At 56.4% G+C, this 24,628-nt stretch carries 21 protein-coding genes, 4 pseudogenes and 1 other annotated feature; of the genes and pseudogenes, 11 read left to right on the top strand and 14 right to left on the bottom strand.

Annotated elements, in window-relative coordinates:
- The 6 genes and pseudogenes from TR36_RS13600 to TR36_RS13575 form a co-directional block, all read right to left on the bottom strand.
- A pseudogene (locus tag TR36_RS13600) lies at window positions 1-378 on the bottom strand (transposase); the annotation flags it as partial.
- 92 nt (window positions 379-470) lie between these two features.
- Window positions 471-1,346 (bottom strand): ABC transporter permease, encoded by an 876-nt coding sequence (locus tag TR36_RS13595; RefSeq protein WP_045393602.1) that lies wholly within the window; start codon window positions 1,344-1,346, stop codon window positions 471-473.
- A gap of 1 nt (window position 1,347) precedes the next feature.
- Window positions 1,348-2,274 (bottom strand): ABC transporter permease, encoded by a 927-nt coding sequence (locus tag TR36_RS13590; protein ID WP_045393599.1) that lies wholly within the window; start codon window positions 2,272-2,274, stop codon window positions 1,348-1,350.
- 76 nt (window positions 2,275-2,350) lie between these two features.
- Entirely contained in the window at window positions 2,351-3,886 is a 1,536-nt protein-coding gene (locus tag TR36_RS13585; RefSeq protein WP_045393596.1) for an ABC transporter substrate-binding protein, read from the bottom strand.
- Window positions 3,887-3,933: 47 nt separating this feature from the next.
- The gene (locus tag TR36_RS13580) at window positions 3,934-5,772 is read right to left on the bottom strand and encodes an ABC transporter ATP-binding protein (protein WP_045393593.1); all 1,839 of its coding nucleotides are present in this window, start codon (window positions 5,770-5,772) and stop codon (window positions 3,934-3,936) included.
- 13 nt (window positions 5,773-5,785) lie between these two features.
- Window positions 5,786-6,439, bottom strand: coding sequence for a pyroglutamyl-peptidase I (locus tag TR36_RS13575; protein WP_192841360.1), 654 nt, complete (start codon window positions 6,437-6,439; stop codon window positions 5,786-5,788).
- 115 nt (window positions 6,440-6,554) lie between these two features.
- Here TR36_RS13575 and TR36_RS13570 point away from each other — a divergent pair, with 115 nt between their 5' ends.
- A complete protein-coding gene (locus TR36_RS13570; protein ID WP_045393587.1) occupies window positions 6,555-7,469 on the top strand; it encodes a LysR family transcriptional regulator in 915 nt (304 codons plus the stop codon).
- Window positions 7,470-8,157: 688 nt separating this feature from the next.
- Here the strand turns inward: TR36_RS13570 and TR36_RS13565 are convergent.
- Window positions 8,158-8,778, bottom strand: a complete 621-nt coding sequence (locus TR36_RS13565) for a hypothetical protein (RefSeq protein ID WP_045393583.1) — start codon at window positions 8,776-8,778, stop codon at window positions 8,158-8,160.
- A gap of 115 nt (window positions 8,779-8,893) precedes the next feature.
- Here TR36_RS13565 and TR36_RS16450 point away from each other — a divergent pair, with 115 nt between their 5' ends.
- The 4 genes from TR36_RS16450 (at window position 8,894) to TR36_RS13550 (ending at window position 12,246) form a co-directional block, all read left to right on the top strand.
- Window positions 8,894-9,787 (top strand): recombinase family protein, encoded by an 894-nt coding sequence (locus tag TR36_RS16450; RefSeq protein ID WP_370553431.1) that lies wholly within the window; start codon window positions 8,894-8,896, stop codon window positions 9,785-9,787.
- Entirely contained in the window at window positions 9,759-10,463 is a 705-nt protein-coding gene (locus TR36_RS16445) for a hypothetical protein (RefSeq protein ID WP_370553429.1), read from the top strand. Before TR36_RS16450 ends, TR36_RS16445 begins: the two co-directional genes overlap by 29 nt.
- A gap of 153 nt (window positions 10,464-10,616) precedes the next feature.
- A complete protein-coding gene (locus TR36_RS13555) occupies window positions 10,617-11,297 on the top strand; it encodes a plasmid partitioning protein RepB C-terminal domain-containing protein (protein ID WP_237763597.1) in 681 nt (226 codons plus the stop codon).
- Complete coding sequence (locus TR36_RS13550) at window positions 11,290-12,246, top strand: plasmid partitioning protein RepB C-terminal domain-containing protein (RefSeq protein WP_062763501.1); 957 nt, start codon at window positions 11,290-11,292, stop codon at window positions 12,244-12,246. The genes TR36_RS13555 and TR36_RS13550 overlap by 8 nt, the downstream gene beginning before the upstream one ends.
- 9 nt (window positions 12,247-12,255) lie before the next feature.
- Here the strand turns inward: TR36_RS13550 and TR36_RS13545 are convergent, their stop codons facing one another.
- The 5 genes from TR36_RS13545 to TR36_RS13515 form a co-directional block, all read right to left on the bottom strand.
- A complete protein-coding gene (locus TR36_RS13545; protein WP_082714986.1) occupies window positions 12,256-14,076 on the bottom strand; it encodes a TniQ family protein in 1,821 nt (606 codons plus the stop codon).
- Window positions 14,076-15,026: a TniB family NTP-binding protein gene (locus tag TR36_RS13535; RefSeq protein WP_045393575.1), complete on the bottom strand. Its 951-nt coding sequence runs from the start codon at window positions 15,024-15,026 to the stop codon at window positions 14,076-14,078. The genes TR36_RS13545 and TR36_RS13535 overlap by 1 nt, the downstream gene beginning before the upstream one ends.
- Window positions 15,016-17,148 (bottom strand): DDE-type integrase/transposase/recombinase, encoded by a 2,133-nt coding sequence (locus TR36_RS13530; RefSeq protein ID WP_082714984.1) that lies wholly within the window; start codon window positions 17,146-17,148, stop codon window positions 15,016-15,018. The genes TR36_RS13535 and TR36_RS13530 overlap by 11 nt, the downstream gene beginning before the upstream one ends.
- Entirely contained in the window at window positions 17,145-17,645 is a 501-nt protein-coding gene (locus TR36_RS13520; protein WP_237763596.1) for a Tn7 transposase TnsA N-terminal domain-containing protein, read from the bottom strand. Before TR36_RS13520 ends, TR36_RS13530 begins: the two co-directional genes overlap by 4 nt.
- A gap of 191 nt (window positions 17,646-17,836) precedes the next feature.
- Window positions 17,837-18,091, bottom strand: coding sequence for a helix-turn-helix domain-containing protein (locus tag TR36_RS13515; protein ID WP_045393573.1), 255 nt, complete (start codon window positions 18,089-18,091; stop codon window positions 17,837-17,839).
- Between the two features lie 389 nt (window positions 18,092-18,480).
- Between TR36_RS13515 and TR36_RS15525 the strand changes: the two genes are divergently transcribed.
- From TR36_RS15525 to TR36_RS16440, 4 genes and pseudogenes are all read left to right on the top strand, one after another.
- On the top strand, window positions 18,481-18,909 hold the full coding sequence (locus tag TR36_RS15525) for a hypothetical protein (protein WP_153010576.1): 429 nt from the start codon (window positions 18,481-18,483) through the stop codon (window positions 18,907-18,909).
- Between the two features lie 197 nt (window positions 18,910-19,106).
- Complete coding sequence (locus tag TR36_RS13505) at window positions 19,107-19,631, top strand: TetR/AcrR family transcriptional regulator (RefSeq protein WP_045393569.1); 525 nt, start codon at window positions 19,107-19,109, stop codon at window positions 19,629-19,631.
- Window positions 19,628-20,776, top strand: a complete 1,149-nt coding sequence (locus TR36_RS13500; RefSeq protein WP_045393567.1) for an MFS transporter — start codon at window positions 19,628-19,630, stop codon at window positions 20,774-20,776. The genes TR36_RS13505 and TR36_RS13500 overlap by 4 nt, the downstream gene beginning before the upstream one ends.
- Window positions 20,777-21,193: 417 nt before the next feature.
- Window positions 21,194-21,391 (top strand): annotated as a pseudogene (locus tag TR36_RS16440) (IS3 family transposase); the annotation flags it as partial.
- 83 nt (window positions 21,392-21,474) lie between these two features.
- Window positions 21,475-21,591, top strand: a sequence feature (AL1L pseudoknot).
- A 199-nt stretch (window positions 21,592-21,790) separates the two neighbouring features.
- On the opposite strand, the gene TR36_RS13490 reads toward TR36_RS16440, so the two are convergent.
- Window positions 21,791-22,111, bottom strand: a complete 321-nt coding sequence (locus tag TR36_RS13490; protein WP_045393561.1) for an H-NS family nucleoid-associated regulatory protein — start codon at window positions 22,109-22,111, stop codon at window positions 21,791-21,793.
- A 118-nt stretch (window positions 22,112-22,229) separates the two neighbouring features.
- On the opposite strand from TR36_RS13490, the pseudogene TR36_RS15005 reads away from it, so the two are divergent.
- Window positions 22,230-22,477, top strand: a pseudogene (locus TR36_RS15005) (transposase); the annotation flags it as partial.
- Between the two features lie 195 nt (window positions 22,478-22,672).
- On the opposite strand, the gene TR36_RS13485 reads toward TR36_RS15005, so the two are convergent.
- On the bottom strand, window positions 22,673-24,223 hold the full coding sequence (locus TR36_RS13485) for an arylsulfatase (protein WP_082714983.1): 1,551 nt from the start codon (window positions 24,221-24,223) through the stop codon (window positions 22,673-22,675).
- On the opposite strand from TR36_RS13485, the pseudogene TR36_RS15000 reads away from it, so the two are divergent.
- Window positions 24,222-24,628: pseudogene (locus TR36_RS15000) on the top strand (transposase); the annotation flags it as partial. The gene TR36_RS13485 and the pseudogene TR36_RS15000 sit on opposite strands and share 2 nt — an antisense overlap.

The raw sequence follows: 24,628 nt of genomic DNA, 5'->3' as shown, positions 1-24,628 counted from the left end.
GTTCACGCCGAACGGTCTTGGGATCGACACCAACCAGCCTACAGGCCCGGCGCTGCGAGATGTCATGATCCCGCATCACCCGGAGCGCCGCATCTCGCCGCTTCGTCAATGTCGTCAGTTCTTTCCCAGCAGGTCTTTCAACACGACATTGTCCAGCATGGTGTCCGCAAGCAGGCGCTTCAGCTTGGCATTCTCGTCCTCAAGGGCCTTTAGCCTGGCAGCCTCGGACACCTCCATGCCGCCATACTTGGCCTTCAGCTTGTAGAACGTCGCAGTGCTCAGCCCATGCCTACGGCACACTTCCGCAGTCGGCATCCCGGCCTCCTGCTCCTTGATCATTCCGATGATTTGCGCCTCGGTGAAACGGCTCTTTCGCATGTGTCTGCTCCTTCAGAGTTGGCGCAGACTCTACATTACGGTGAGGGATTTCGCGGGGGGCAGGTCAATGGCGGCATAGAACCGGTCTTACCTCAGCGGGTCTTGCCTAGCGGATCAAGCTCATCGCGGAGCCAATCGCCAAGCAGGTTCAGACCCAGCACCGTCAGCATAATGGCAATGCCGGGGAAAACGGTGATCCACCATGCTGTTTGAATGTAGCTCCGGCCTTCGGACAGCATGCCGCCCCAACTGGGCGTTTGCGGATCGGCACCGAGGCCGAGGAAGGTAAGGCTGCTTTCCAGCAGGATGTTGTTGGCCACGTTCAGGGTCAGCAGGATGATCAGTGGGCCCATCGCATTGGGCAGGATGTGGCGGAAGATGATCTTCCGGTTTGGCAAGCCATAACTGACGGCGGCCTGAACGAACTCACGCTGGCGCAGGCTCAGCACCGATCCGCGAACGAGGCGCGCATATTGCACCCATTGCGACACGATCATCAGAATAATGATCCGGTCGATGCCGGGGCCAACAATGGCGATGACCGTGATCGCGAGCAGGATGAACGGCAGCGCAAGCTGCACATCGGCAAATCGCATCACGAAGCTGTCGAGAAAGCCGCGATAATAGCCCGCATAGAGCCCGATTACCGTGCCGAGGGTCACCGAGCCAAGGGCAGACAAAAGCCCGACGGTTAGCGAAATGCGTCCGCCGTGGACGATCCGGGCCAGTATATCGCGGCCCAGCGGATCGGTTCCCAGCAGGTGCGCCCCGCTTTGGAACGGTTCGGATAGACGCTCCAGCAGGTTCACTGCGGTGCCGCCTCCAGGAAATAAAATGTCCGCGAACAGCACCAGAAGGGCCAGCATAGAGGTCAGCGCAGATCCCGCTATAAATTCAAACTTGGCGAAGCGGCTCTGCCTGAAACGGGTGAAACGGGAAAGACGAGGATTTTGCAAAGTATCGGTCATGTCAGGCCACCCGGATACGAGGATCGATCAGACCATAGACAAGGTCCACAGCCAGGTTCACGGCGACAATCATGATTGCCAGAATTGAGACGGTTACCTGCAAAAGTGGGTAATCGCGTTGTGCGATAGCCTCAATCGAGAGGGTGCCCATTCCCGGCCAGTTGAAGACCAGTTCGATAACCACAAGACCGCCGATGAGATTGCCGAATTGCAGACCCAGAAAGGTGACAATGGCAATAGCGGCGTTGCGTAGCGCATGCTTGTAAATTACCGAGCGTTCGCTCAGCCCCTTGGCGCGAGCCACCATCACATATTGCTGCGAGAGCGTCTCGAGCATCTGGGTTCGCACGAGGCGCACATTGGTTGCGGTCAGGATGATGCCAATGGTCAGCGCAGGCAGGATCAACGCCCTCCAGGTCTCGAAACCCGATGCAGGCAGGATAGGAAAGGCGATTGACAAGAGCAGCACGAACATAATGCCGAGCCAGAAATTCGGAAACGACAGACCTACGAGTGAAAGCACCCGGATGATCTGGTCGGAAAAACCTCCCTTGTGTAGGGCAGCGTGAATGCCGAGTGGGATTGAGATCAGGATCGAGATGCCCATCGAAGCTACCGCTAGAAGCAGGGTCGAGGGCAGTGCGATGCCGATCAGGTCGCGGATCGACCCGCGGAAAAACGAATTGCCCAGATCGAAGGTCACAAGGCTTTTGATGAAATCGAAATATTGGGCATAGAACGGCTGGTTCAATCCCAGTGCGTCGCGGATGCGAACCAGGTCTTCCTCGGTCACGCTGCTGGACTCGGCGGTCAGCATCACCGCTGGGTCGCCGGTCAGGCGCACGGCGAAGGCCACAAACAGCGTCACGGCCAAGGTCACGAGGACGGCCTGAAAGACGCGTTGCAGGATGAAACGGAATACGGGCATGGGGGTCCTCTTCTATGGCCAGCGCGATTGCGTTGCGCGTCCCCCCCCGCACGTTGGTAGGGGGGGCGGGCAGGGCTTATTTCAGGGTGACGTTCATGTAGCGGGCGCGGTCATCCGGTGCCGGATCGAAGCCCTCGACTCGGGTGCTTACGCCATAAATGGTCGATGTGTTGTAGAGCGGCAGATCAAGCGCCTGTTCATGGGCATAGCGTGCCACTTCCTGCAACGCGACTTCGCGCACATCGCGGTCATAGGTCTGGCGTTGCGCGTCGAGCAGTTCGTCGAGTTTCGCGTCCGACACGTACGGGTTAAATCGCTCACCGGTGTGGTAGAGGATGTAGGCGGTATTGTCGAAATCAAACGTCCAACCACCCCAGCCGTAATAGTAGATTTCACCGGTTTTGCCGTTTTCAATGATGTCGTTGAAATAGACACCTTGCTCGTGTGTGCGTATGTTCACTTTCAAGCCGACCTGTTCAAGGTAGGCGGCAATCACTTGGGCGACTTCACGGAAGGTATCGTCGTTGCTGGGCATGTCCAAGGTGATCTCTGTCCCCGTCGCGACACCGGCCTCTGCCAGAAGCGCCTTGGCGGCTTCCGGATCGTAAGGGTAGCCTTCGAGTTCGGGATCGTTCCCGAATGACTTGACGCCCTGCGCGCTGGAAATTGGGCTGGCCAGCCCACCTAGCAGCGCTTGGACAATGGTGTTGCGGTCAACCGCCATCGTGATGGCTTTGCGTACGCGCGGATCGGCAGTGATGCCGTGTGCGGTATTGAACCGGGTCAGGACAACAGTCGGGCCATCGACGGCCACCAGATCAACATTGGGGTTCTGCTTGATGGTCTCAACCGACGGCGTCGGGATGTTCATTGAGATATCAACTCCGCCAGACAGAAGCTCGGCAATGCGGGTCGCGTCTTCGGGAATGAAGCGGATGTTGACCTCGTCGACCTCGGCTTCGCCGTTCCAGTAATTGTCGAACTTTGCCAGCTTTACGCCGACGGTGGGTGTGTATTCGACGACTTGGAAAGGTCCGGTGCCGACGGGTTTCATGTCGAAAGCGTCTTCGCCGACGTCCTGGATATATTTCGGCGGCACGATCATTGCACCGTAGCCGGCCAGTTTGGTGATCAGCACCGGGTCAGGGCGCTGCATCAGGAAATCGACGGTGTATTCATCCACAACAACCACTTCACGGATTGAGGTGTAGTTGCTGCGCTGCGGGCCCTTTGAACCCTCTGCACCCAGCAGCCGGTCGAAGGTGTACTTGACAGCCTCGGCGTTGAATGGCTCGCCATCGTGGAACACCACACCTTCGCGCAGGGTAAAGCGGATGCGGGTCTCATCGTCGAGGAATTCCCAACCGGTGGCCAACCCGGGCCGAAGCTCAAGATCTTCGCCGCGGAATACGAGAGACTCGAAGATATTGCTGCCGATCGAACCCCAAGACAGGCGAAAGGTGTCGATGGGGTCAAGGTTCTGTGGGTCCTGTTGCTGCGCAACGTTCAGGGTTGTGTTCTGGGCAAAGGCCGGGGCGGCCATTGCTAGGCAGGACACCAGCAGCGCGGAGCGCAGAGCAGCCTTAGCCAAGAATGTTTGGCGGATGGTCATCTATAAACTCTTTTGTTGGAATGCAGGACGGGTGAATGGGCTTTTGGTCAGGCCTGTGCAGCGACGAAATGCCCGTCGCTGACCGCTACGAATTCGACTGGCGCGGGTTCGTCACCCAGGGCACGCAGGGCATTAGGGATTTCGCCTTCAAGATGAGGCCGGTTCGGGCGCACACCGGGGTTGAGCACTGGCACGGCGGACAAGAGCCGTTTTGTATAGGGGTGCTGCGGATTCTCGAAAATTTGCGGGCGGCTGCCAATCTCGACGATCTGGCCCAAATACATTACCGCGACCCGGTGACTGATACGCTCCACCACGGCCATGTCATGGGTGATGAAAAGATAGGACAGCCCCTGTTCCGCCTGCAGCTTCATCAGGAGGTTGACCACCTGGGCCTGAACGCTGACGTCGAGAGCCGACACGGCTTCATCTGCGATGATCAGGCTTGGATCGCAGGCCAGCGCGCGGGCGATGCACAGGCGCTGACGCTGTCCGCCAGAGAACTGGTGCGGATAGCGTCCCGCATGTTCTGCCGGCAGGCCGACCTTGACCAGCAGGTCCGCGACCTTCTCCTTCGCTTCGGCCTGGGAGGTAACCAAGCCATGCACCCAAGCCGGTTCGATCAGGCTTTCGCCTACCGGCTTGCGCGGGTTGAGCGAACCGTAGGGGTCTTGGAAAACGTACTGCGTCTGTTTTCGGAACGCTTTGCGATCCTCGGTGGGGAGCGAAAAAATATCCTGCCCGTGAAAGCGCATCGCGCCTGAGACCGGTTCCTGCAATTGCTGGATGGTCTTGCCCACGGTCGACTTGCCGCTGCCGGATTCGCCGACAAGCGCCAGCGTTTCGCCCGGATAGATGTTGAACGACACTTTTTCGGCGGCATGGACGCGATGGGTTACACGGCTCAACAGCCCGCCCCGGATATCGAACCGCACCGTCAGATTCTCGATCTCCAGAACCGGCTTGCTGCGATCTACCGGCTTCGCCGGGATCTCTTCGGGCGCGATCTCCTGTCCCGGAATGTCGAAAAGTTTCGGCAGCGTGGTACCAGTCATCGATCCGATACGCGGCACCGCTGCCAGAAGCGCCCGGGTATATGGTTCCTTGGGTTGACCGAGAACTTCTTTCACCGAACCGGCTTCGATGGGTTTGCTTGACTTCATCACCAGTACGTCATCGGCCATTTCCGACACCACGCCCATGTCATGGCTGATGAAGATCACCGAGGTCTGCATCTCGGCCTGAAGGTCACGGATGATGTGGAGGATCTGAGCCTGGATGGTGACATCAAGGGCCGTGGTCGGCTCGTCCGCGATCAGGATTTTGGGCTGGCAGCAGAGCGCCATTGCGATCATCACCCGCTGGCGCATGCCGCCCGAAAGCTGGTGCGGGTAGTTGTCGAGCAGCCACTTGGCATTGGGCAGACGGACCAAGTCAAGGAACTCCAGTGCCTTGCGCCGCGCCGCGCTCCGCGACAGATCCTGATGCAGGGCCAGTGTTTCGCCCATCTGCGACCCGATGGTGTAGACCGGGTTGAGCGAGGTCATAGGCTCCTGAAAGATCATTGCGATCTCATTGCCGCGTATCTTGCGCAATTCGCGTTCGGACAGATTACCGAGATCGACCTGCCGGCCAAGCACCTCGCTTTGAAACAGCAACTCGCCCCCGGCAACGCGGCCGCCAAGGTGTTTCAGCAATCCGAGAATTGCCAATGACGTGATCGACTTGCCGGACCCGGACTCGCCGACGATCGCAAGTGTGCGATTGTGATCGAGATCGAAAGAAACGCCGTCAACCACGCGGGCGGGTGAGGACACGTCGCCGAACTCGATACTCAGGTCACGAACGGACAGCAGGGACGCTTTGGGTGGGGTGGTCTCGGGCATGTCTGTCTCCTGGTCAAACGGACTCGGTTTGTCGGGCTGTCAGTGCGATCGCGAGCGTGTCGATGCAGATCGCGATGGCATCGGCAGTCATGGCAAGGCTCATGGAGGCCGTCTGCCGTGTGCGGCCTTCCATAACGGCGACATTGTCGGGGGTCTGCGGCACATGGATGAACCCGGTGAGCGTCGGCAGGCCACGCTTCTGGATCGCATGGGCGGTGGTATAGAGCATCTGGTTGCATAGATGCGTTCCGGCGTGGAACGACACTGCGGCGGGAATGCCGGCTGCGTTCACCGCGGCCACCATCTCGGCATGCGGCAGCGTGGCGTTGTAGGCCACCGGTCCGCCGGGCACGATTGGCGACAGGTTGACCTGTGCACCTGAACTGTCAGGGACGTCGAAATGTCGCCAGTTGATGCCGACCATTTCAGTCTGGATGATTGCCGCCCCTGATACGCCTATGCCGACCCAGGCATCAGGGCGGTGAGTGTCGAGCAACGCATCAATGCTTGACGGAAGATCGTTGCTGTTGACGGGCATCACATGGCCGATGACTTCGCAGTTGGTCCACCTGCGCTTTCCCAGCTCCTCTACAACTTGTGCTGCCGGGTTCTTTTCTGCCTTCACCCATGCGCCGTAACCGGCGACCAATATTCTTGGTTGATGCACCCTGCGTCCTTTCCTGAAGCAACATTGGGCACGTTTCTTGGGCAGGGACATGTTGCAGTAAAGTCATTTTGATGCATAGGTTCATGCATAAATGTAATAGCCTTCAGAGCGGAACATGAAGCACCGACAGGTCGAAGCCTTTCGATACGTGATGCAGACCGGGACTACGGCGCAGGCGGCAAAGCTCATGTCCGTGACGCAGCCAGCGGTCAGCCGATTGATCGCGGATCTGGAATTTCATTTAGAATTTAAGCTGTTCGAGCGAAGTAAGGGGCGCCTGCACCCCACGGCCGAGGCGACGCAATTCTATTCGGCGGTTGAAAGGTTCTTCATTGGAATCGATGAGTTGGAACATTCCGCCGAGCAAGTCCGCGATAGGTCGCCCACCTCGTTGCGGGTCTATGCTACGCCCGCCCTGTCGACGAGTATTGTACCAAAGGCGATTTCTCGTTTTCGCAAACTGCACGCAAATGTGGCATTCCAACTAGAGACTGCCTCATACACGCATATCGCGCTTAGGTTGCAAACGCATCAGGCCAGTCTGGGAATCACCCACGCCTTCCCCGACTTGCCGGGACTGACGCAACAGGCCTTTCTCCAGGTACCCCACGTTTGCGCTATGCACGCATCACATCCCCTCTCAAGCAAAGAAATAATCACACCGCAGGACCTTGAGGGCGAAAATGTTCTGCGCATCCTACCCGAAGGAGAGGTGAAGTGGGATGCCACGACTGCGGTGCTGGAGAAGTCCGGCGTCCGGTTCAACAGCAATATCGCCACGCAAAGTTCGCACACGGGCTATGCGCTCATCGCGGAAAACCTTGCGATCGGATTGATAGAGCCTTTTGCCGCACATCCTTGGCGTCAGAACGGTGTCATAACACGGCCTTTCAGGCCGCGACTGGATCATACATATGTGGTCGCCCAGCCCGATATTCAGGCGGTTTCAAGTATGGTTTCGGCGTTCATTGATATCTTGCGCGAGACTGCTGCAACATTTGACGCGGATTTGGGTGCGGCGGTGCTTTGAGGTGGGTCATCTGCCCCCCCTGACCAGACCGGCGTCCGCTCGGATCAGGCTGGGATACCCCGGGATACCGGAGTGGCGGCCATCTGCAGCAAGCTTTGTCGGGATTCTGCCGCAACTGTGCTCGTGCTTAGTGGGGGCAGACAAAGGTCCGGTGCAAACCTCTCCGTTTTCTGACTGAAGGTTTTGCTACAGCCAAGCACTGCACCAAGGGCATCTTCGCTGCTATTTGTATCCTCGTGCATGATCGCGCAGCCGGATTCGGAGATAGCGTGAAGGTTGCGGCGGGAAAACTCGGTGATCAGGCTGGTCCTGCCCACATCCAGGCCGCCCGTCATGACGAAGAACTGTTCACTCGTGGGCCACCCTCGGTTGTGAAAGGGGAAATGCTGCGGCGGGATTAACACGCCCAAAGGCACAGATCAAAGCTGCATGGAGTTTTTTAGCGAAAAGAGCACCCGTCTGCGTGGCAGAGGCAAATCCTCTGACGAAAAAGGCAGAACTATCTGGTGCTTTTCACCGGGTGGCAACGGTCACGAAGTTCTGCCTCTGCGGCGAAAAATTATCTCTGAAAATCAGCGTGCCTGTTTGCGGCTGGCGAGCCTGCCTTGCCTCGGTCGTCAGAAAAGACTGCCTCAGCTTGACGGAACCCGCGGGCCGCCATGTCATCGCGCTAGGATGAAAAAGGTGCTTACGTCCGCCGGTAACGGCCCTTGCGCCGCGATCCGATGTACTCGACCAATTTGCGAGCCTTCAGCGAAGCGATATCGCGACGCGCGGTTTTCTGGCTGACGCGCCAGGCCGTCATCACGTCCTCCGCACAACATCTGCCTCCGCCTAAAAGCTGATCCAGAAACCAGACCTGTCGCTGGTTCAACTCATCTGAATCAGGGTCATCCAAAGTGTCGTGTTTAGGGCCATCATTAGGGTCACATTTTACCGTTGATGCCGGCGCTTCATGTTCGCCACGTGCATACGCTCTGCGCATCTCGGCCAAGGCGCCTTGATCGACTTTGCTACCAGCGGGATCGGCACTCGTGCTCTCTATTACCCCGATAAAGAAAGCCCGGATGACCGGTGAAGAAACCATAAGCCTAAGAAAAAACAGAGTATCAGGGCCGTGTTCTCCTGCGAGCCAGTGTTTGACAGCTCTCTGGCTCGCGTGAGTCTGTCGCATCAGCGTCTTGACCGTATGCTTGTCGCCGCCGTGCTCCTTCAGTAGCAGCTCAGCGACTGTTTCAGCATAGGCTTTCCGCCCTTCGAGGACGCCAGACCACCGTCGGGCTTTCTTGCCCCTTTTTTGCAAACTCATCCACATACTCCGAGATTAACTTGGAAAATGTGCGGAGCGTGGCAGGGCTCATTCTAGCGCTGCTCGGGCAGTCAGTCAGGGTGCTCACCGTCCAAGAAGGAAGGGGCGTGTTTTGATGGGCCATAAACCACCTGCTGCTGATACCAATCATTCTTCACAGTATCCCGTTCGCGCTGCCGAATACGTCCGCATGTCCACAGATCACCAGAAGTATTCAACAGAAAATCAGGGAGAGGCGATCCGCCACTACGCTTCATCCCGCGGCATCGAAATCGTCAAGACATATGCTGACGCAGGTAAAAGCGGGTTGCAGATCGAGGGGCGGGTCGCCCTACGCCAACTTCTTGACGACGTTCAGGCGGGAAGGGCCGATTTCACGGTTGTTCTTGTATACGACATCAGCCGGTGGGGGCGCTTTCAGGATGCTGACGAGAGCGCATATTACGAGTTTATCTGTCGGCAGGCTGGTATCGCGGTGCAGTACTGCGCCGAGCAGTTTGAGAATGATGGAAGCCTTGTCTCGACTGTGCTGAAAAATATGAAGCGTGCCATGGCTGGCGAATACAGCCGTGAGCTCTCAACGAAGGTTTTCGCAGGTCAGGGACGATTGATCGAGAAGGGCTATCGTCAAGGTGGCCCCGCGGGCTTTGGTCTACGGCGTATGCTGATTGCTGAAGATGGCACAGCAAAGGGCATACTCGAGCGTGGTGAGCAAAAGAGCATCCAAACCGACCGCGTGGTCCTGAGGCCCGGACCAACCGACGAAGTCGAAATTGTACAAGGCATCTACCGTGATTTTATTCACGGGGGGCACTCCGAGCGCGAGATAGCGAAGAAGCTGAATGCCCGCGGTATTGTCACAGATCTCGGGCGTTCATGGACGAGAGGCACTGTCCATCAGATCCTGATCAATGAAAAATACGCTGGCGACAACGTCTGGAACCGCCTGTCCTTCAAGCTGAAGAAAAAGAGGGTGCGCAATGACCCCGGACATGTGGATTCGATCTAGGAATGCTTTCGACGCACTGGTGGCGCGTGAACTCTTCGAAGCCGCGCAAGCGATCATTGCCAGCAGGGCCTTCCGTTTGAGCGACGAGGAAATGCTTGCTTCGCTCAAAGGGCTATACCACGAAAAAGGTTTGCTGTCTGGCATTGTCATTGATGAATGCGACGGACTGGCGTCTAGCAGCGCCTACGCCTCGCGCTTCGGGAGCCTGCTGCGTGCCTACAGCCTCGTGGGGTATACGCCAGACCGCGATTATAGATATCTGGCCATAAACCGTAGGCTCCGAGAGCTTCATCCCTCGGTGCTGGAGGGCGTTTTGACAAACCTTTCCGAAGCAGGATGTAGCACGTCGGCCGATGCTGAGTCTGACCAGATCATCGTCAATGAAGAATTTACGTTATCCGTTGTAATTGCTCGCTGTTTCGAAACTCCGGCTGGTCTGCTTCGCTGGAAACTCAGGTTTGACACGTCATCGTCGCCCGACATCACGGTCGTCGTCCGGATGGACCGAACCAATACCGCTCCGTTTGACTTCTACATGTTCCCCCGAATGGAAGCCTTGGCGGAAAAAGTGCGGCTCGCCGAGGATAACAACCTACGGCTCGACGCCTATCGTTTTGATACGCGCGACCTTCTTTACGCCATCGCTGCACCTGTTCCGCTCCCGGAGGTTGCCTGATGCCGACTGCTCGACCGACCAAGATTGAAATGATCCCGATATCCAGAATCACGGTGCTCAATCCAAGGGCACGTAACAAGCGGCAGCACAGAGAGATCGTCAACAATATCGAAGCTGTCGGTCTCAAACGCCCCATTACTGGAAGCCTTCCAGATGCTTGGTCAGACGGAAATTCCGGCCGTTGTTATCGAGGCGAGCGAAAGCGAGTGCTTGGTGATGAGCCTCGTTGAGAACATTGCGCGACAGACGCCGCGGCCTATTGACCTGATGAAGGAAATCGGCGCGCTCCGGGCTCGCGGATTCAGCGACAGCGAGATTGCCGAGAAAATCGGTGTGGGAGCTTCCTGGGTCAACATGGTTGTATCTCTGCTTGAACGTGGGGAAGAACGACTGGTCGCGGCCGTCGAGACAGGCTTGATCCCCATCACACTGGCAATGGAAATTTCGCGGGCAGAAACCGAGGAAGCCCAGAACCTACTGCTCGATGCCTATGAGACAGGCGCATTGCGAGGGAAGAAGCTGGCCGCAGTCCGGCGAATGCTCGACCAGCGAATGCGGACGCAGACAATGCCTGCCGGGCGTCTCGGCAGAAAAGGCACCGGACGCCACCTCACAGCAAATGACCTTATGCAGGTTTACCAGCGTGAGGCTGAGAAACAGCGTCTGCTGGTGAAAAGGTCAGAGTTCACGCAGTCGAGGCTTTTGTTCCTTGTCGAGGCGATGAAGGACCTTCTCAGCGACGATGGCTTTCTCAATCTTCTGCGGGCTGAGGGGCTGGCAACGATGCCCCGCGCCCTGTCTTTGCGCATTTCAGGGGATGCACAACATGACTGACCGTCCAACGGAATCTACCGGGAAGCCGCGACGGCCCGATGATGGCCGAGTTCATCTGGCGTTTCGTCAGGATTTTATCACTGTTCCCGTCGATGCGATCATTCCTCTCAAGAACCTGCCAGCAGGTGCTTTCGAAAGCCGCACATTTGCCCAAGTCCTCAGCTCTATTGGAGCCATCGGTTTGGTTGAAGCCCCGGTCGTGCTCGCGGATCCGGCGAACCCAGGAAAATATTTCCTTCTGGACGGCCACCTCCGCCTTGAAGCGCTGAAGCGGCTAGGGATCGGCGAAGTAGAATGCCTCCTCGGTACGGAGGATGACACCTATACTTACAATAAACGGACCAACCGTATCCCACCCATTCAGGAACATCGGATGATCGCTCGGGCAATGGCTCGCGGCGTGTCTTCCGCCGACATTGCGACGGCGCTGAATCTGCAAGTTGAGTCCGTGCTCAGGCGGTTTCGCCTGCTCGAGGGCATCAGCCCGGAGGCGGCGGAGCTGTTGAAAGACACGCCCTGTTCTATGAAGGTTTTCGACACCTTGAGGCAGATGTCGGCTGTCCGCCAGATTGAGGCTGCAGATCTTATGATCGGGCAAAACAACTTCGCGGTAGTTTTTGCGCGAGCCATCAGAGCGGCAACCCCGGACAATCAGCTTGTCACCGCGAAAAAGGGAAAGGGCGCCGCGGCGCCTACTCCTTCTGGGCAGCAGATCGCTCGGATGGAGCGAGAACTTGCGACCCTACAAACCCAAGTGCGGTCGATCGAGGATACCTATGGGGTCGACAACCTGCATCTGACTGTCGTGAAAGGGTACATTACAAAACTGCTGAGCAACCATCGGATAAGCCGCTGGCTCAACACCCACCGGCAGGAATATGCGGATGAATTTCAGAACATCTCGCAGTTCAGCGCGTTTGACGCTGGAAGTGAACCCACGCCAACATAGGCAGACCGATCAATCACCAATACTCTTCTGCCGCTCTGTCCCCACGTCACATCTTCTGAAAATCAGGTTGCTGCGACCATTGAGTTCAAGCGGCTGTACGCCCCGGTCGGCTTGCAGCACTGCTTCTACGCTCGGCAATCGTCCCGTGTGTGCAGCCAGATCCATCACGGAGATGTACCGAGAACGGAAGTCGTCTACGGATCGCCTCGAGGCATAACGGCGTGTGCGGGCACTCGACCTGTCTTTGATCACGCGGGGCACAAGAATGCCTTTGTCGAGAAGACCGCGAATAGTGCGGATGTTCAGGCCCAGAAGCTTTGCTGCCTCGACCGGCGATACCGCATCATCCAGCCGTTCGGCGAAGGCTTGGCGCAGGACTTCCGGCGAAACTCGGAAATCTCTGAATGTGGCAGTCGTGCAGTCGCTGGCGTAGAGGTGAAGGCCATGGCCAAGGATGATCTCAACCACCCGCGCCACCGGGGTCGAAAGCTTGTGGGCAGCCGCACCGATGCCGCATTGATCGACGGGTGGTTTGCCTGAGCTGATCTGCTTGCGCAAACGCTTCAGGAAAGTTGCAAGCTCGTCCGGATGGTAGAGCGGAACGGTGTTCGGGTCATCGTAGAACCGGCTGATCAAACCCTGTTGGGTCAGCTTGGCCATTGTGATCCTATCTGTGCCGACGATCTTCGCGGCATCGCTAGCGTTCACCAGCGCGTCGATTTCGGTGACGACGCTGCGCACGATGTCGGCGGGGATGTAGTCGTCGATGACGAACATCGTACCGGCACTGTTGCGTCGTGCAAGCCCTATAGCCGCCAGTCGTCGTCCGAGGCGCCATGGCGACACGCCATAAGCAGTGCGAGCTGTCATCAGCGAATGAACGCGCTGCTCCGGGCAGGGTTGGCCAAGCACCATGTCGCCCTCGGCGACCGGGAAATGGTCAAATATAAACTGTCGCACGATGTCTCTGATCACATCGAAATCAGGGTCATCGTTACGGTATCGCAGCCACTCGAAGAATACGCGGAAGCGAGTACGATAAAGGGTGCTATCGGGCGGGCTCGCCTTTTGCACGGTCTTCAGCTCGTTGCGGAAAGCATTGCCTCCATGGCGCAGGGCACGGAAACCGGTTGTGCCGGCGGCTGCCCATTCGGGCGGCCCCATACGTTCGCGCTTGGTATTTGGCCCTTGGGTCAGCAAGAGGCCGAACATCTCGCATGTCTGTGACGCGACGTGAAACGGGAGGTTGTCGAGCCAGCCGCCTTTCGTACTGCCCGCGACCCGATCGGACAGGTAGCGCTCTAACTCTAGATCCTCCACCTTCGCATAATGTGGATTGGCAGGCAAGAAACCCTCCATCGCCCGCATGATGTCGAAAGTATCGTTGCCGTTACTCATTTTCGGCAGCGATACCAGCTGACACCCGTGAACAGCACAATGCCGAATAGAGGTGAGCTGCCACGATCCGAGATGAGCAGCATGGGTCAGATGGCGGCCTTGCACCAAGCAGGAGGGGCAGATGCGCAGCGACGTCCGGCTGAACGCCGTGAACTTGATTCTTTCCTCACCCAGCCGAAACCAACCGGGGTCATTGAGTTCAGGCGTGCCGTGCCGGAGCAGCACCGGGTCGGCGCCGCCGAGGGCAGCAAGACGCTCGACCTCTCGTGGATCGCCATTGGCGAGCGCAAAGTAATCTATCCCGACATCCGAGCAGAATGTAATCAGGCGCGGGACACCGTTCCGGTGTCCCAAGCGTGACCCGAAAGATGTCGCGCATTCGCCAGGCACATGGTCGATAGTCAGCGGAAGTTTCGTGAGACGACCGAACATCAGCGCGTTCCCCGTGAAAACACCTGACGTGGCTCTATGCGGTAGAAATCGGGGATAATGAATGGATTAAATGCGTCCTCGCAGGCGGTACGCAGCTGATATGCTTGGGCAAAATGCTGTTTTCCGAGCGACTTTGCCTTGTCTAGATAGGCTTGCTCTATTGCTGCAAGCGTCACTTCAATAACCAGGCCGAACTGGTTTGCGGCAGCATGGATCAGTCGTTCTCCATGCATCAGCTTCTGGATGTCTGACGTCGCAGACAGGCCCGCTCGCTGGCAGTAATTTTCCACAAGGTCCAGCACGTCCTCCCCGTTGGCCACGGGTGACAGACTGCTAAAATGGAGGGTTTCCATGCGGCGCGCCAGTTGGGGGTCATGGTTCAGGATTTCCTCAAGTTCCGGAGTCCCCGACAAGATGATACCGACAGGCCAATCAGGATCGGTCATCAGGGTCTTGAGCATGGACGCAACCGCACTCAACTCGTGCCGAGTACCTCGCGAGGCCAGATCCTGCGCCTCGTCCAAGTGGACAAAGAGCACCTTGCGTTCTCTAAGGTGATGCCGGACAAGGTCCCAGATGTACCAAGCCTGTCGCTCCGAGCTGATCTGATAGCCGAGAGCGCGCAGTAGCGTTTGGCCCAAAAATTTCAAAGTGGCCGGAGATGGCACGCGCAGGCTGATGATCGTAGAATCCGGGTGCTGCGTTGTGACAAGGCGCTGACGCGCCCTGTCCAAAAGATGAGCCATTGCGGCGCTTTTCCCGGTTCCTGATGCACCCGACAAGGCCAGACCATGAGCCTCAGTAAATCGCCCTGTCGTGAGGTCCGAAAGCCGCTTGGCGATCAGCATGGCGAAACGTGCTTCCAGCGGATCGAAGCGTTCATGCTGAACGAAATGATCCCGCAATACGGCGATCTTTTCTGCCGTCCGGTGGATGATGTCATTGCTCATCGTCGAATCTCCAGCGGTTCTTGCGTTCGCGCGGCTGCGGATACTGGTGGTCATCATCGACAGACTTTGGGAGCGGGATGTCACCGCGAAACGTGATCTCAATGCCATCTCGCAGAGGATCTGCAGATGGCTTGGTATGCCCGAAACGGTCGCCATCAGACCGTAGGGGAAAGTACAGCGCGGCCTCATTACGTTCGACGTCTAGATCGGTGGCGTGGAAAGGGGTAAATTCACGCAATGCGAAGGCATGGCGATTGGTTTCCGAAATGCGCCCGATTGCCGTCCGGATCTTGGGCGCATCAACTGCCGCGTCCTGCCGGTTTTTGATGCGCAGCATCCGTGTGGCTTCTTGCAGCTCGTAATAGGTGACGCCTTCGAAGCCGCTCTGGTTCGCCGTTGCCGGATGCCATGTAGCGCCGACTTTGACCGCGATCCAGCCAACGTCTTGCAGGTCGGCGCGGATCTCGACATCACGCTGAGAAGAATGCAGAAACGCTTCTTGCAACGCTTCGCAGCTATAGCTCAAACCCGTAAATAGAACGCCGTCACCGCGCAGCTTGCGCTGCATCGGCCTGCCGAATGCCTTTCGCAGCGCCAAACCATCCGGCGTTGGCGGCACACCATGCGTGGCGGTGAGACGCTCCCAAGCGCGATTGGGGGTTTCCCCGCCAAGCGAGCCATGCGGTTGGTTATGGTAGATATCAACGACATAAGTCAGCAAGACCTTGATCAGGTCGTCGTCACAGAGGCAGGCCAGTTGCTCTGAAGGGTAGTCACCCCGTTCAACCGGATTAAAAAACGTACGGCCAGCCAACAGGGGCATCAGCTGATGACCGTATGTCCGGAAAAAGGTTTCGATATGGCCCCTTAGCCACGGGATCCCTGCGGGTGGGAGATGGGACGTGATGCCTAGTGAGGACACGGTGCTCTGGAAGTCATCAGAAATGAAAGCGGATCCTTGATCCGTTACCAACGTTCCGATGCCGCCATGATGATGCCATGTGCTTTCGCAACCGGCCGCCTTTGAGATCGGCGTTTTGTCGATAAAGATATCGCGCAAGGTACGGATCGCGTCTTTGGAGTTTGGCGTTTCCGCCAAGCGCATGGACAGGACGCATCTGGTGGCACAATCGATCGCGACATAAAGCCAGCGCCGCCCTGTGAACCCCTTTTGGCGGTCTAATGAAAGGTGATCCCACACGCCCGTCAATGTTAGCAGCGAGATAACATCGAGCAAGTTTTCATCCATCTCGACGCGCTCGAGGGGGTGTCGAACGTCCACTCCCTTTTCGAACAGCGTGAATTTCGAGTTCGCGGCGGCCACGCCGTATCGCTTTGCATGAATATAGTATGGGTCGGCCTGAGCGAGGCGCCGCAGAATGCTTTCTCGTGACGGCACAATCAGTGGTGGCGCGCTCACATCTAAACGGCGCTGATTTTCTTGGCTAAAAAGGCAAAGCGTATCCGCAACCGCCTGCGTTTTGCTCGGTCGCTGGGTGTCGGCGTAGAATTCGACGACCTGCATCATCAGAGCTTCAGCATGGTGGCACCATCGCAGCGAACGGTTTCCGCATCGGTGTGTCTCCGGGACAAGGGACATGGCGGAGTATCCGGTACGTTCGTAGCAACGCACCCATTCTAACGCCGTGCGACTACCCGGCAGTTGGCGGGTGATGATATCTGTACCAGGTCGGGCGGGTTTTTCCTTACTTGCGCCGTCCCCGACACGTTGTGCGATTTCCGCTGTCAGCCGTTCACGACCTTTCAGGTAGCTATCGTGAGTCCGATTGATGAAGCCACTGGCCTCAAGATACAAAAAAGCGTCACAAAAAGCCTTTCGCCAAATCACAAAGCGGCGGACCTTAGACGGCAACTCATTGATAACATCGACAGGTTTGCGCCCGCGAATTTCCTGCTTAGCGCGGTCGAAGTAACCGGAAACGTACGTTGTATCAGGGCGACGTATGAGTTCGGCCAACTGCTTATGAGACAGGCGTTCGGTGATGCCAGGTTGTCCGAAGCGCTCGAACAACCCACCTTTGTCGTCGATCTCCAATGGGCGCATAGCGACGCCCGCTATAGTGATCAGGTCGGATTTTGAGAAACGGAAGCGGAGGGTCATGCGGCCACCTCCGTGAGCGCCGGACGCGAGCAGGCCAGATGACGCGCTGCTTCCGCCGCCGCTTGGCGATCAAGATGCTGATCTGTAATGAGCATGATCCGGTCCGCAAACTGCTTGGGCGTTGCAGCAGCGATCCGTTCCAGCTCGGAGACGAAATTGCGTCTGATCACACGCTGCATTGGCTTGATTGCAACGGCGATACGTTCGCCACATGATTTGGTGATCAGGAAATCGAAGACATGTTTCGCGGGATGTCCGGCGGCATCAATGTACCGCACGGCGGTCGGCTGGTCCCAGATATGATGGATGTCGTCACGCACAAGCGTCAGGCAGAGAAACGCATATTCGAGCGCGCTTTCGAACTGGATGACGCGAGGGCGTGCGAAGCCCGGCAGTTTCGCAACAAGTGAGCCACGCAGGCTAGCCTTTGAGCGCCGCGAGATGGTGCGCGTGGCATGGCTTGCGTCGGGACCGAAGTAGAGCAGGTTGTTTTTCATGATGATCGGAGAACGGCTACCCACCCCGCGGGCAAAGTAGCCGCGATCTCCCCCTTTTTGGGATGTGTTGAACAGGCCTGCCGATCGTCACGACCGGCAGGTTGACTTTTTGTTCGACTCGGGGGATGAATGAAATGTCGCGACCAAACGACAATCTGAAAGGGGCGCCTGTTCGAGCAGGGGCTCCTTTTTCATTTCCCGTTGTCAGTTGTGCTCGGTTGATTGGCCCTCCCGTGAGTGTACCGATCTGGGAAGAGCGCCTCGGGTGTCGTACCGAGGTGCTCGGCGATTTCTAGCTGTACGCGATGCGACCGTCGGTATCCTTGGCTGACCACCGTGACGCTGCTCTGGGAAATGCCGAGTAACTGCGCGATTTTCGCCATAGATGATCCCGCCAGTCGCAACTGAAACTTGAGGAACTCATGTTGCTGAAGATCGACCTTCATGGCGGGTGTAAGTCCTTGGTCTGCGTATTTGCTCCCTCATCAGTGATTCGAAAGCGATTCGGCACACAAGGTTTTTCTGCTTGCCCAGCGGTCTTCCTTCGCTTTGGCACATCAGATTGCAGGCCAAACCGCGAAGACGGCGACGCGCGGGCACAAACCGGTAGGTGCTTCTATCAAGATCGGTAAAATTACGCTGCAAACTTGATGGGGGCTAAGCTGCATGGGCGACGAGTCACTTACGAGCGATAGGAGGTTCGGGAGATGTCCCGTTTAGGAAATTTTACCGAAATCTCGTCAGACAATTTCATTATTCCTCCGTCAATGTCATTGAGGCCAGAATTGTGTTAAAGCCGTCGCTACCCAAGAAGTGGAAACATCGTCCTCGGAACTTGGTATCCGAGATTTTCAAACGTCAGGACCTGCCACCACCTGAGATCGTTGTAGAGGCATACGAGCGCACTAATTCGTTGGTCGATTTTGCCAATCTGTTCGAATTCGATCGGCACCATGCGATAAAAGCTCTGGCAGCAGCAGGGATAGACATCCATTGCGTTATTGCCCTTGAATGGACGAAAGGCTGCACTGTGCGCGAGCTCAGCGACCGACATGCTGTTACGCGTCAGACGATTGGGGCTTGGATCAAAAAAGGCGGTGTAAACATTAGCCCTCGAAACGCTAACCGAAAGCATGATGAGGCTCTGATCGTCACGATCTTCGACGACACTAAATCGGCGAACAAGGCAGCGCAGGCAGCGCATGTGCATTGGACAACAGCACGACGTGTCCTGAAAAAGCATAACCGCTGGCACGACTCTTAAGAAAGCGATGCAGGAATATGGCCGCCCCGTAATCTGAAGGCGGATGCTAGCTTTATGCTCTGGTCGTAAAGGAGCGTTTTTGGGACGCGCCTCGATATTGGCCAGAAACAATCTGCCGCTTCAGCAAGACAGGACTTGCAATGTAAAACGTTCGTTTTACATACTTCATTCACGATAACTCATGAATGAGACCTGCCATGGATATCACGATCAAGCTCATCACCGCTGCTGAACAGCTGTTCGACGGGCACGGATACATGGCAACGGGCATGGACCGTCTCACCGAAGCCGCCGGTATATCCAGCCGCACGCTTTACAAGCATGCGGGCAGCAAGTCGGCCCTCATGGCCGCAGTGCTGACAGAGCGGGACCGGCGGTTCATGCGGCAGATTGACGTGCTCAGCGTGGATGCCCTTTTTGCTGCACTGGAGGATTGGATAAGGATCGAGGGTGCGCGAGGGTGCCTGTTCCTGCGCGCCCGCGCCGAAACCGGCGGTGAGACGCCGGAGATTGCTGAGGCGGTTTCTGCGCACAAGTCTGCTTTCCGGGATCGGATCAGCGACATAGTTGCTGCCGATATCGGCGACGCCGATCCGGACCTGTCCGAGCAGATCCTTGTCCTGTTCGAAGGCGCGACCCACGCCGCCGTCTACCGTGACGGCGCAGCAATCGAGGCAGCACGCGCGGCAGCATCAGTTCTTGTCGAGAAGACGCGGTCATGAGCCCGGCTCTGTGTGTCGGTGCGACAGGCTTTGGTCTGATCGCGGTCTGCTACGGCTTTGCCCGTTTCTCTTTTGGCATGTTCCTGCCGCAGATCGATGTGGATCTTACCCTTGGTCCGGCTCTCAGTGGCATAATCTCTGGTGGGTCGTTCGCAGGTTACTGCATTGCCATTCTTGCCTCGGCCATTCTGACGGAACGGTTCGGAGCGAGAGCCATCGCTACGATGGCAGCGATCATTGCAGCCTTCGGCATGGCGGGCATCGCGCTGGCGCCTTCGGCCATATGGCTTGCCGCTGCCGTGCTTTTGGCCGGGACAAGTGCTGGCTTAGCCTCACCGCCCATGGCAGCGGCGGTCGCAGCCGCAGTTCAACAAAAGCGGCAGGATGCGACAAATACCGCAATTAATGCGGGAACGAGCGCTGGCGTGGCGCTCTCGGGACCGATCGCGCTAGCGATAACCGGACAGTGGCGGCTTGCGTTCGCAGCTTTCAGCGTCATCGCAATTGTTCTCGCTGTGGCAGCGATTTTTTCTCTCCCCAGTTCGGGTGGCAGCAAAATTCCGGGTGGACTACCGCCCTTCAGCACCACCGTTCTGCGTCTGATCGCCGCCTGCTTCCTGATGGGCGCGGCAAGCACAGCGATCTGGTCTTTCGGTGGCCAGCTCGTGGCGCAGAGCCTAGGCTGGGTGCCTGTAGGGACTGGCATCCTGTGGAGCCTGATCGGGGCGGGCGGGGTTGCAGGGGCATGGGCCGGGACGCTCGTTTCTCGGTTTGGATTGGGCCGGGTTCACTGGGTCTTTCTTGCGCTGATGGCGGGTGCGATCCTCGCGGTCGGTTCTGGGTTTGCCACCCCTGTGCTGGTCCTGATCGGTGGGACGGTTTTCGGGGCTGCCTATGTGATGCTGACAGGGGTTTATCTGGTCTGGGGTGTCCGTGCACTGCCCGACCGCCCCGCGACCGGGTTAACAATCGGTTTTCTGACCATTGCCGTTGGTCAGACCGCAGGGGCACTGATCTTTGGCTTTCTTTTAAGCGCCCTCGGCGCAAACATGACGGTGATGATCTCTGCTGCCATTGCCCTTCTGGCTGGTGTGTTCCAACCGTGCGAAACGACAGGCGACATAAGAGTTTCCGCCATTGATTGAAACCTGCAAAAACCACAGTTTTTGGAAAGCGCAGGCAAGGTCTGCTGTGCAAACTTTTCTGTACCTTCGCCGTGGCCATTTTCCTAATCAGAGATTGTCAGGAGTGAGCGAGCAACTTCAACAAGGATAATATCCGCCGCGAATGAGTAGAACGCGAACAACATATTTCATCCTTGGCAGCTTCATCTGGCCCAGTTTTGCTTCACATGTTCGATGAGAGCTCGAAGCTTCGGAGCCATGTTCCGCCGGTTTGGATAATATAGATAGAATCCTTGAAACGGCGGGCAGTAGGCGCTGAGCACTGGGACAAGGTCGCCCGATTGTAGATAGGGTCGAAAGCTCGCCTCAAGACCTATGGTGATCCTGAACCACTCCGGGTTTGCCGGAGGCTCCAACTTCTGACTAGGATGGAGCATCATGAGCAAGACGACGAACAAGGGTTCGCCTGAGGTGCGCGAACGCGCTGTGCGGCTGATGTTAGACACCGAGGGCCAGCATAGGTCGCGTTGTCAGGCCATCGTGTCGATCGCCGCAAAGATCGGCTGCTCGGCGCACACGCTGAACGACTGGGTTAAGAAAGCCGAGGTCGACAGCGGCAAGCGGGCGAGTGTCCCGACCGAAATGGCCAGGCGAATGAAGGTGCTAGAGCGAGAGAACTGGGAGTTGCGTCAGGCCACCGAGATCCTCCGCAAGGCGTCAGCGTATTTTGGAATGGCGAAGCTCGACCGCCGTTCGAAGTGATGGTGTCATTCATTGCCGCGCATCTAAATGCGCACGGTGTCGAGCTAATCTGCGACGTTCTGCCGAGCGCCCCGGCGACTTACTATGATTATCGGACTAGGAGGGCTGATCCCGCCCAGCTGTCGGACCGTGCGCGAAGAGATGAGGCGCTGCGCCCCGAGACCCGGCGGCAACTTCGCCGCAAGGGTTTCGATGTGTCGCTTACGAGTGGAATTCGACATTATGGGATAATAGGTCTCTGTTTTTAACTTTAGTTGTGCCGAAATAAATCAACTATATGGCAAGATCGTTCGTTGTCTGACCAGCCTTGATTGCTTCAATAAACCAGCGCGGTTTGCGGCCTCGCCCGCTCCATGTCTCATTCGGATTGTATGGGTTGGCGAATTTTGGCGCAGCTTGACCACGGGCTTCGGTCATGATGCTTGCGGCGTCCATAAAGTCGGACAAGGAAAAGCCTTGCTCTTTTGCCATGGTTTCCAAAGCTTCAAGTGCAGCTTTCTTCCGGCGCATTTCAAAGGATTCGAGAATTTTCTCTACGCGCTTTTTGAGCACCTTTAGCTCAGACAATTCCATTGTTTCTAATTCATGTATCATGCGATTTCCTCTGCTGCACATTAGGGAAATTTGTCCGTTCTTTTATATTACGTAGGCTTCAGACCCATTGATTTCAGCCTTATGGCCTAATTTGGCCTTCTGCAAGGAGACCTGCTTGATGAGCAACCTGTTTTGGCTGATCGAAATTCAGATGGCGCGCCTTTGCCCCTTTTCCCCAAGAGCCTTGGTCGCCCGCGTGTTGATGACCTGCGTATGTTTCGCGGCATTATCTTTATCAATCGCAATGGCTTGCGATGGTGCGATACGCCAAGAAAATATGGAACGGCCTAGACACGTTACTATCGCTGGAAACGTTGGAGCGATAACGGGATCTGCGCCTGGATCATGGTTGGCTTGGCTGCCGAGGGCACAGATCTTGGCGTGCGGTCAGATAACACGAATAATAATCTGTAGAGAAACGGTGACATTTTAGCTAATAATTGCTGTCTGCATCGGCACTGACTAAGATCAGATCAATGAGCCAGCAATTTTAGGCCGTAATGTAAAAACGTTGCTGAAGGCAGTACACAGGGACCGCCTCCACGAATTTTAATGGAACTCTTATTGTTTAGGAGTAAAAGAACCAGCTGCCTGCCTCTGTGGGTACTCTTCAAAGGTCGCCATGAATTCTGACACAATGCTTCCTACCGGCCCAAAGGCCCACATGCGCCGCAACTGCCATTCATCATAATAAGAAGAATCAACCGGTGCCATTTCAAATGGATCTGCTTTCAAATCAATAAGTAGAGGGGCTTTCAATTGTGTTTGAGGGCGGCGCCATGCATCCATGCCTTCGTGTTCTTGAATGCTGAAATGTGCTTTGAACCGACCATAACGGATGGCACCCAGACTTCCGTCATCGACAAAAGCAAAGAACGTTTGACGCGGCCATTCGCCAGCATCTGCCGCATTGGTAAGGTTTGGAAGCAGGTTGTAACCATCAATATGAACATTGAAGGTCTTATCCCCCACGGTATAGCCATCCAATAGTTTTTGCTTGATATCAGGCTCACCTACCGCAGCGAGCAGCGTTGGAAACACGTCTTCAAGAGAGAGAATTTCATTGTTAACCTGACCTGGTTCAATATGGCCTGGCCACTTCATCATGAATGGAACGCGGATACCTCCCTCCCAAGTTGTAGCTTTTTCACCTCTGAAGGGCGATGTGCCACCATCTGGCCATGTAAATTTTTCAGCACCGTTATCAGTCGTATAGATAATAATTGTATTATCAGCTGCATCCAACTCATCAAGTTTATCAAGGAGGGTTCCCACCATTGCATCATGCTCAGTCATGCCATCTGCATATATGCCAAGTCCTGTCGCCCCCTCACTTTCTTCTTTGAGATGTGTAAAGATGTGCATGCGAGAAGTATTATACCAAGTAAACCAAGGGGTATCATTTTCCTCTTGGCGTTCAATGAAGTCGATTGTAGCGGTTAAAAATTCTTCGTCGACGGTTTCCATGCGTTCTGAAGTGAGCGGGCCGGTATCTTCAATTTGGCCATCAGCAGATGCCCGAATAACGCCCCGCGGTCCATATTGTTCTCGGAATGCTGGATCTTGAGGATAATCGGAATTCTCAGGCTCTTCCTCTGCATTAAGGTGATAAAGATTGCCAAAAAATTCATCAAAGCCGTGATTGGTAGGTAGGTATTCATCACGATCGCCAAGGTGATTCTTTCCGAACTGGCCGGTAGCGTAACCTAGAGGCTTGAGCATTTCAGCGATTGTCGGGTCTTCGGGTTGCAGGCCTAACGGATCGCCAGGCATACCAATCTTCAGAAGACCTGTCCGCTTGGGGGATTGTCCAGTAATAAATGCTGAACGCCCGGCAGTGCAGCTTTGCTGTCCATAAGCATCTGTAAAGCGTATACCTTCATGGGCAATGCTATCAATATTCGGAGTTGTATACCCCATCATCCCATTATTGTAGGCGCTGGTATTAAACCAACCAATATCATCTCCCATAATAACCAGAATATTCGGTTGCGATGCTTCTTGCGCGATAGAGGCAGATGCAGAGATCAGGGTTACTGCAACTGACCTGCCCCCCGCGAAATCCCTCACCGTAATGTAGAGTCTGCGCCAACTCTGAAGGAGCAGACACATGCGAAAGAGCCGTTTCACCGAGGCGCAAATCATCGGAATGATCAAGGAGCAGGAGGCCGGGATGCCGACTGCGGAAGTGTGCCGTAGGCATGGGCTGAGCACTGCGACGTTCTACAAGCTGAAGGCCAAGTATGGCGGCATGGAGGTGTCCGAGGCTGCCAGGCTAAAGGCCCTTGAGGACGAGAATGCCAAGCTGAAGCGCCTGCTTGCGGACACCATGCTGGACAATGTCGTGTTGAAAGACCTGCTGGGAAAGAACTGACGACATTGACGAAGCGGCGAGATGCGGCGCTCCGGGTGATGCGGGATCATGACATCTCGCAGCGCCGGGCCTGTAGGCTGGTTGGTGTCGATCCCAAGACCGTTCGGCGTGAACGCCCGCCGGACAGTGCCGATATCCGCCAA

Origin of the sequence: Falsirhodobacter sp. alg1 (assembly GCF_000739715.2) — a bacterium.
GTDB lineage: Bacteria > Pseudomonadota > Alphaproteobacteria > Rhodobacterales > Rhodobacteraceae > Falsirhodobacter.
Note: the sequence above shows the minus strand (reverse complement) of the source record. Positions and strands in the feature narration are given on the sequence as shown.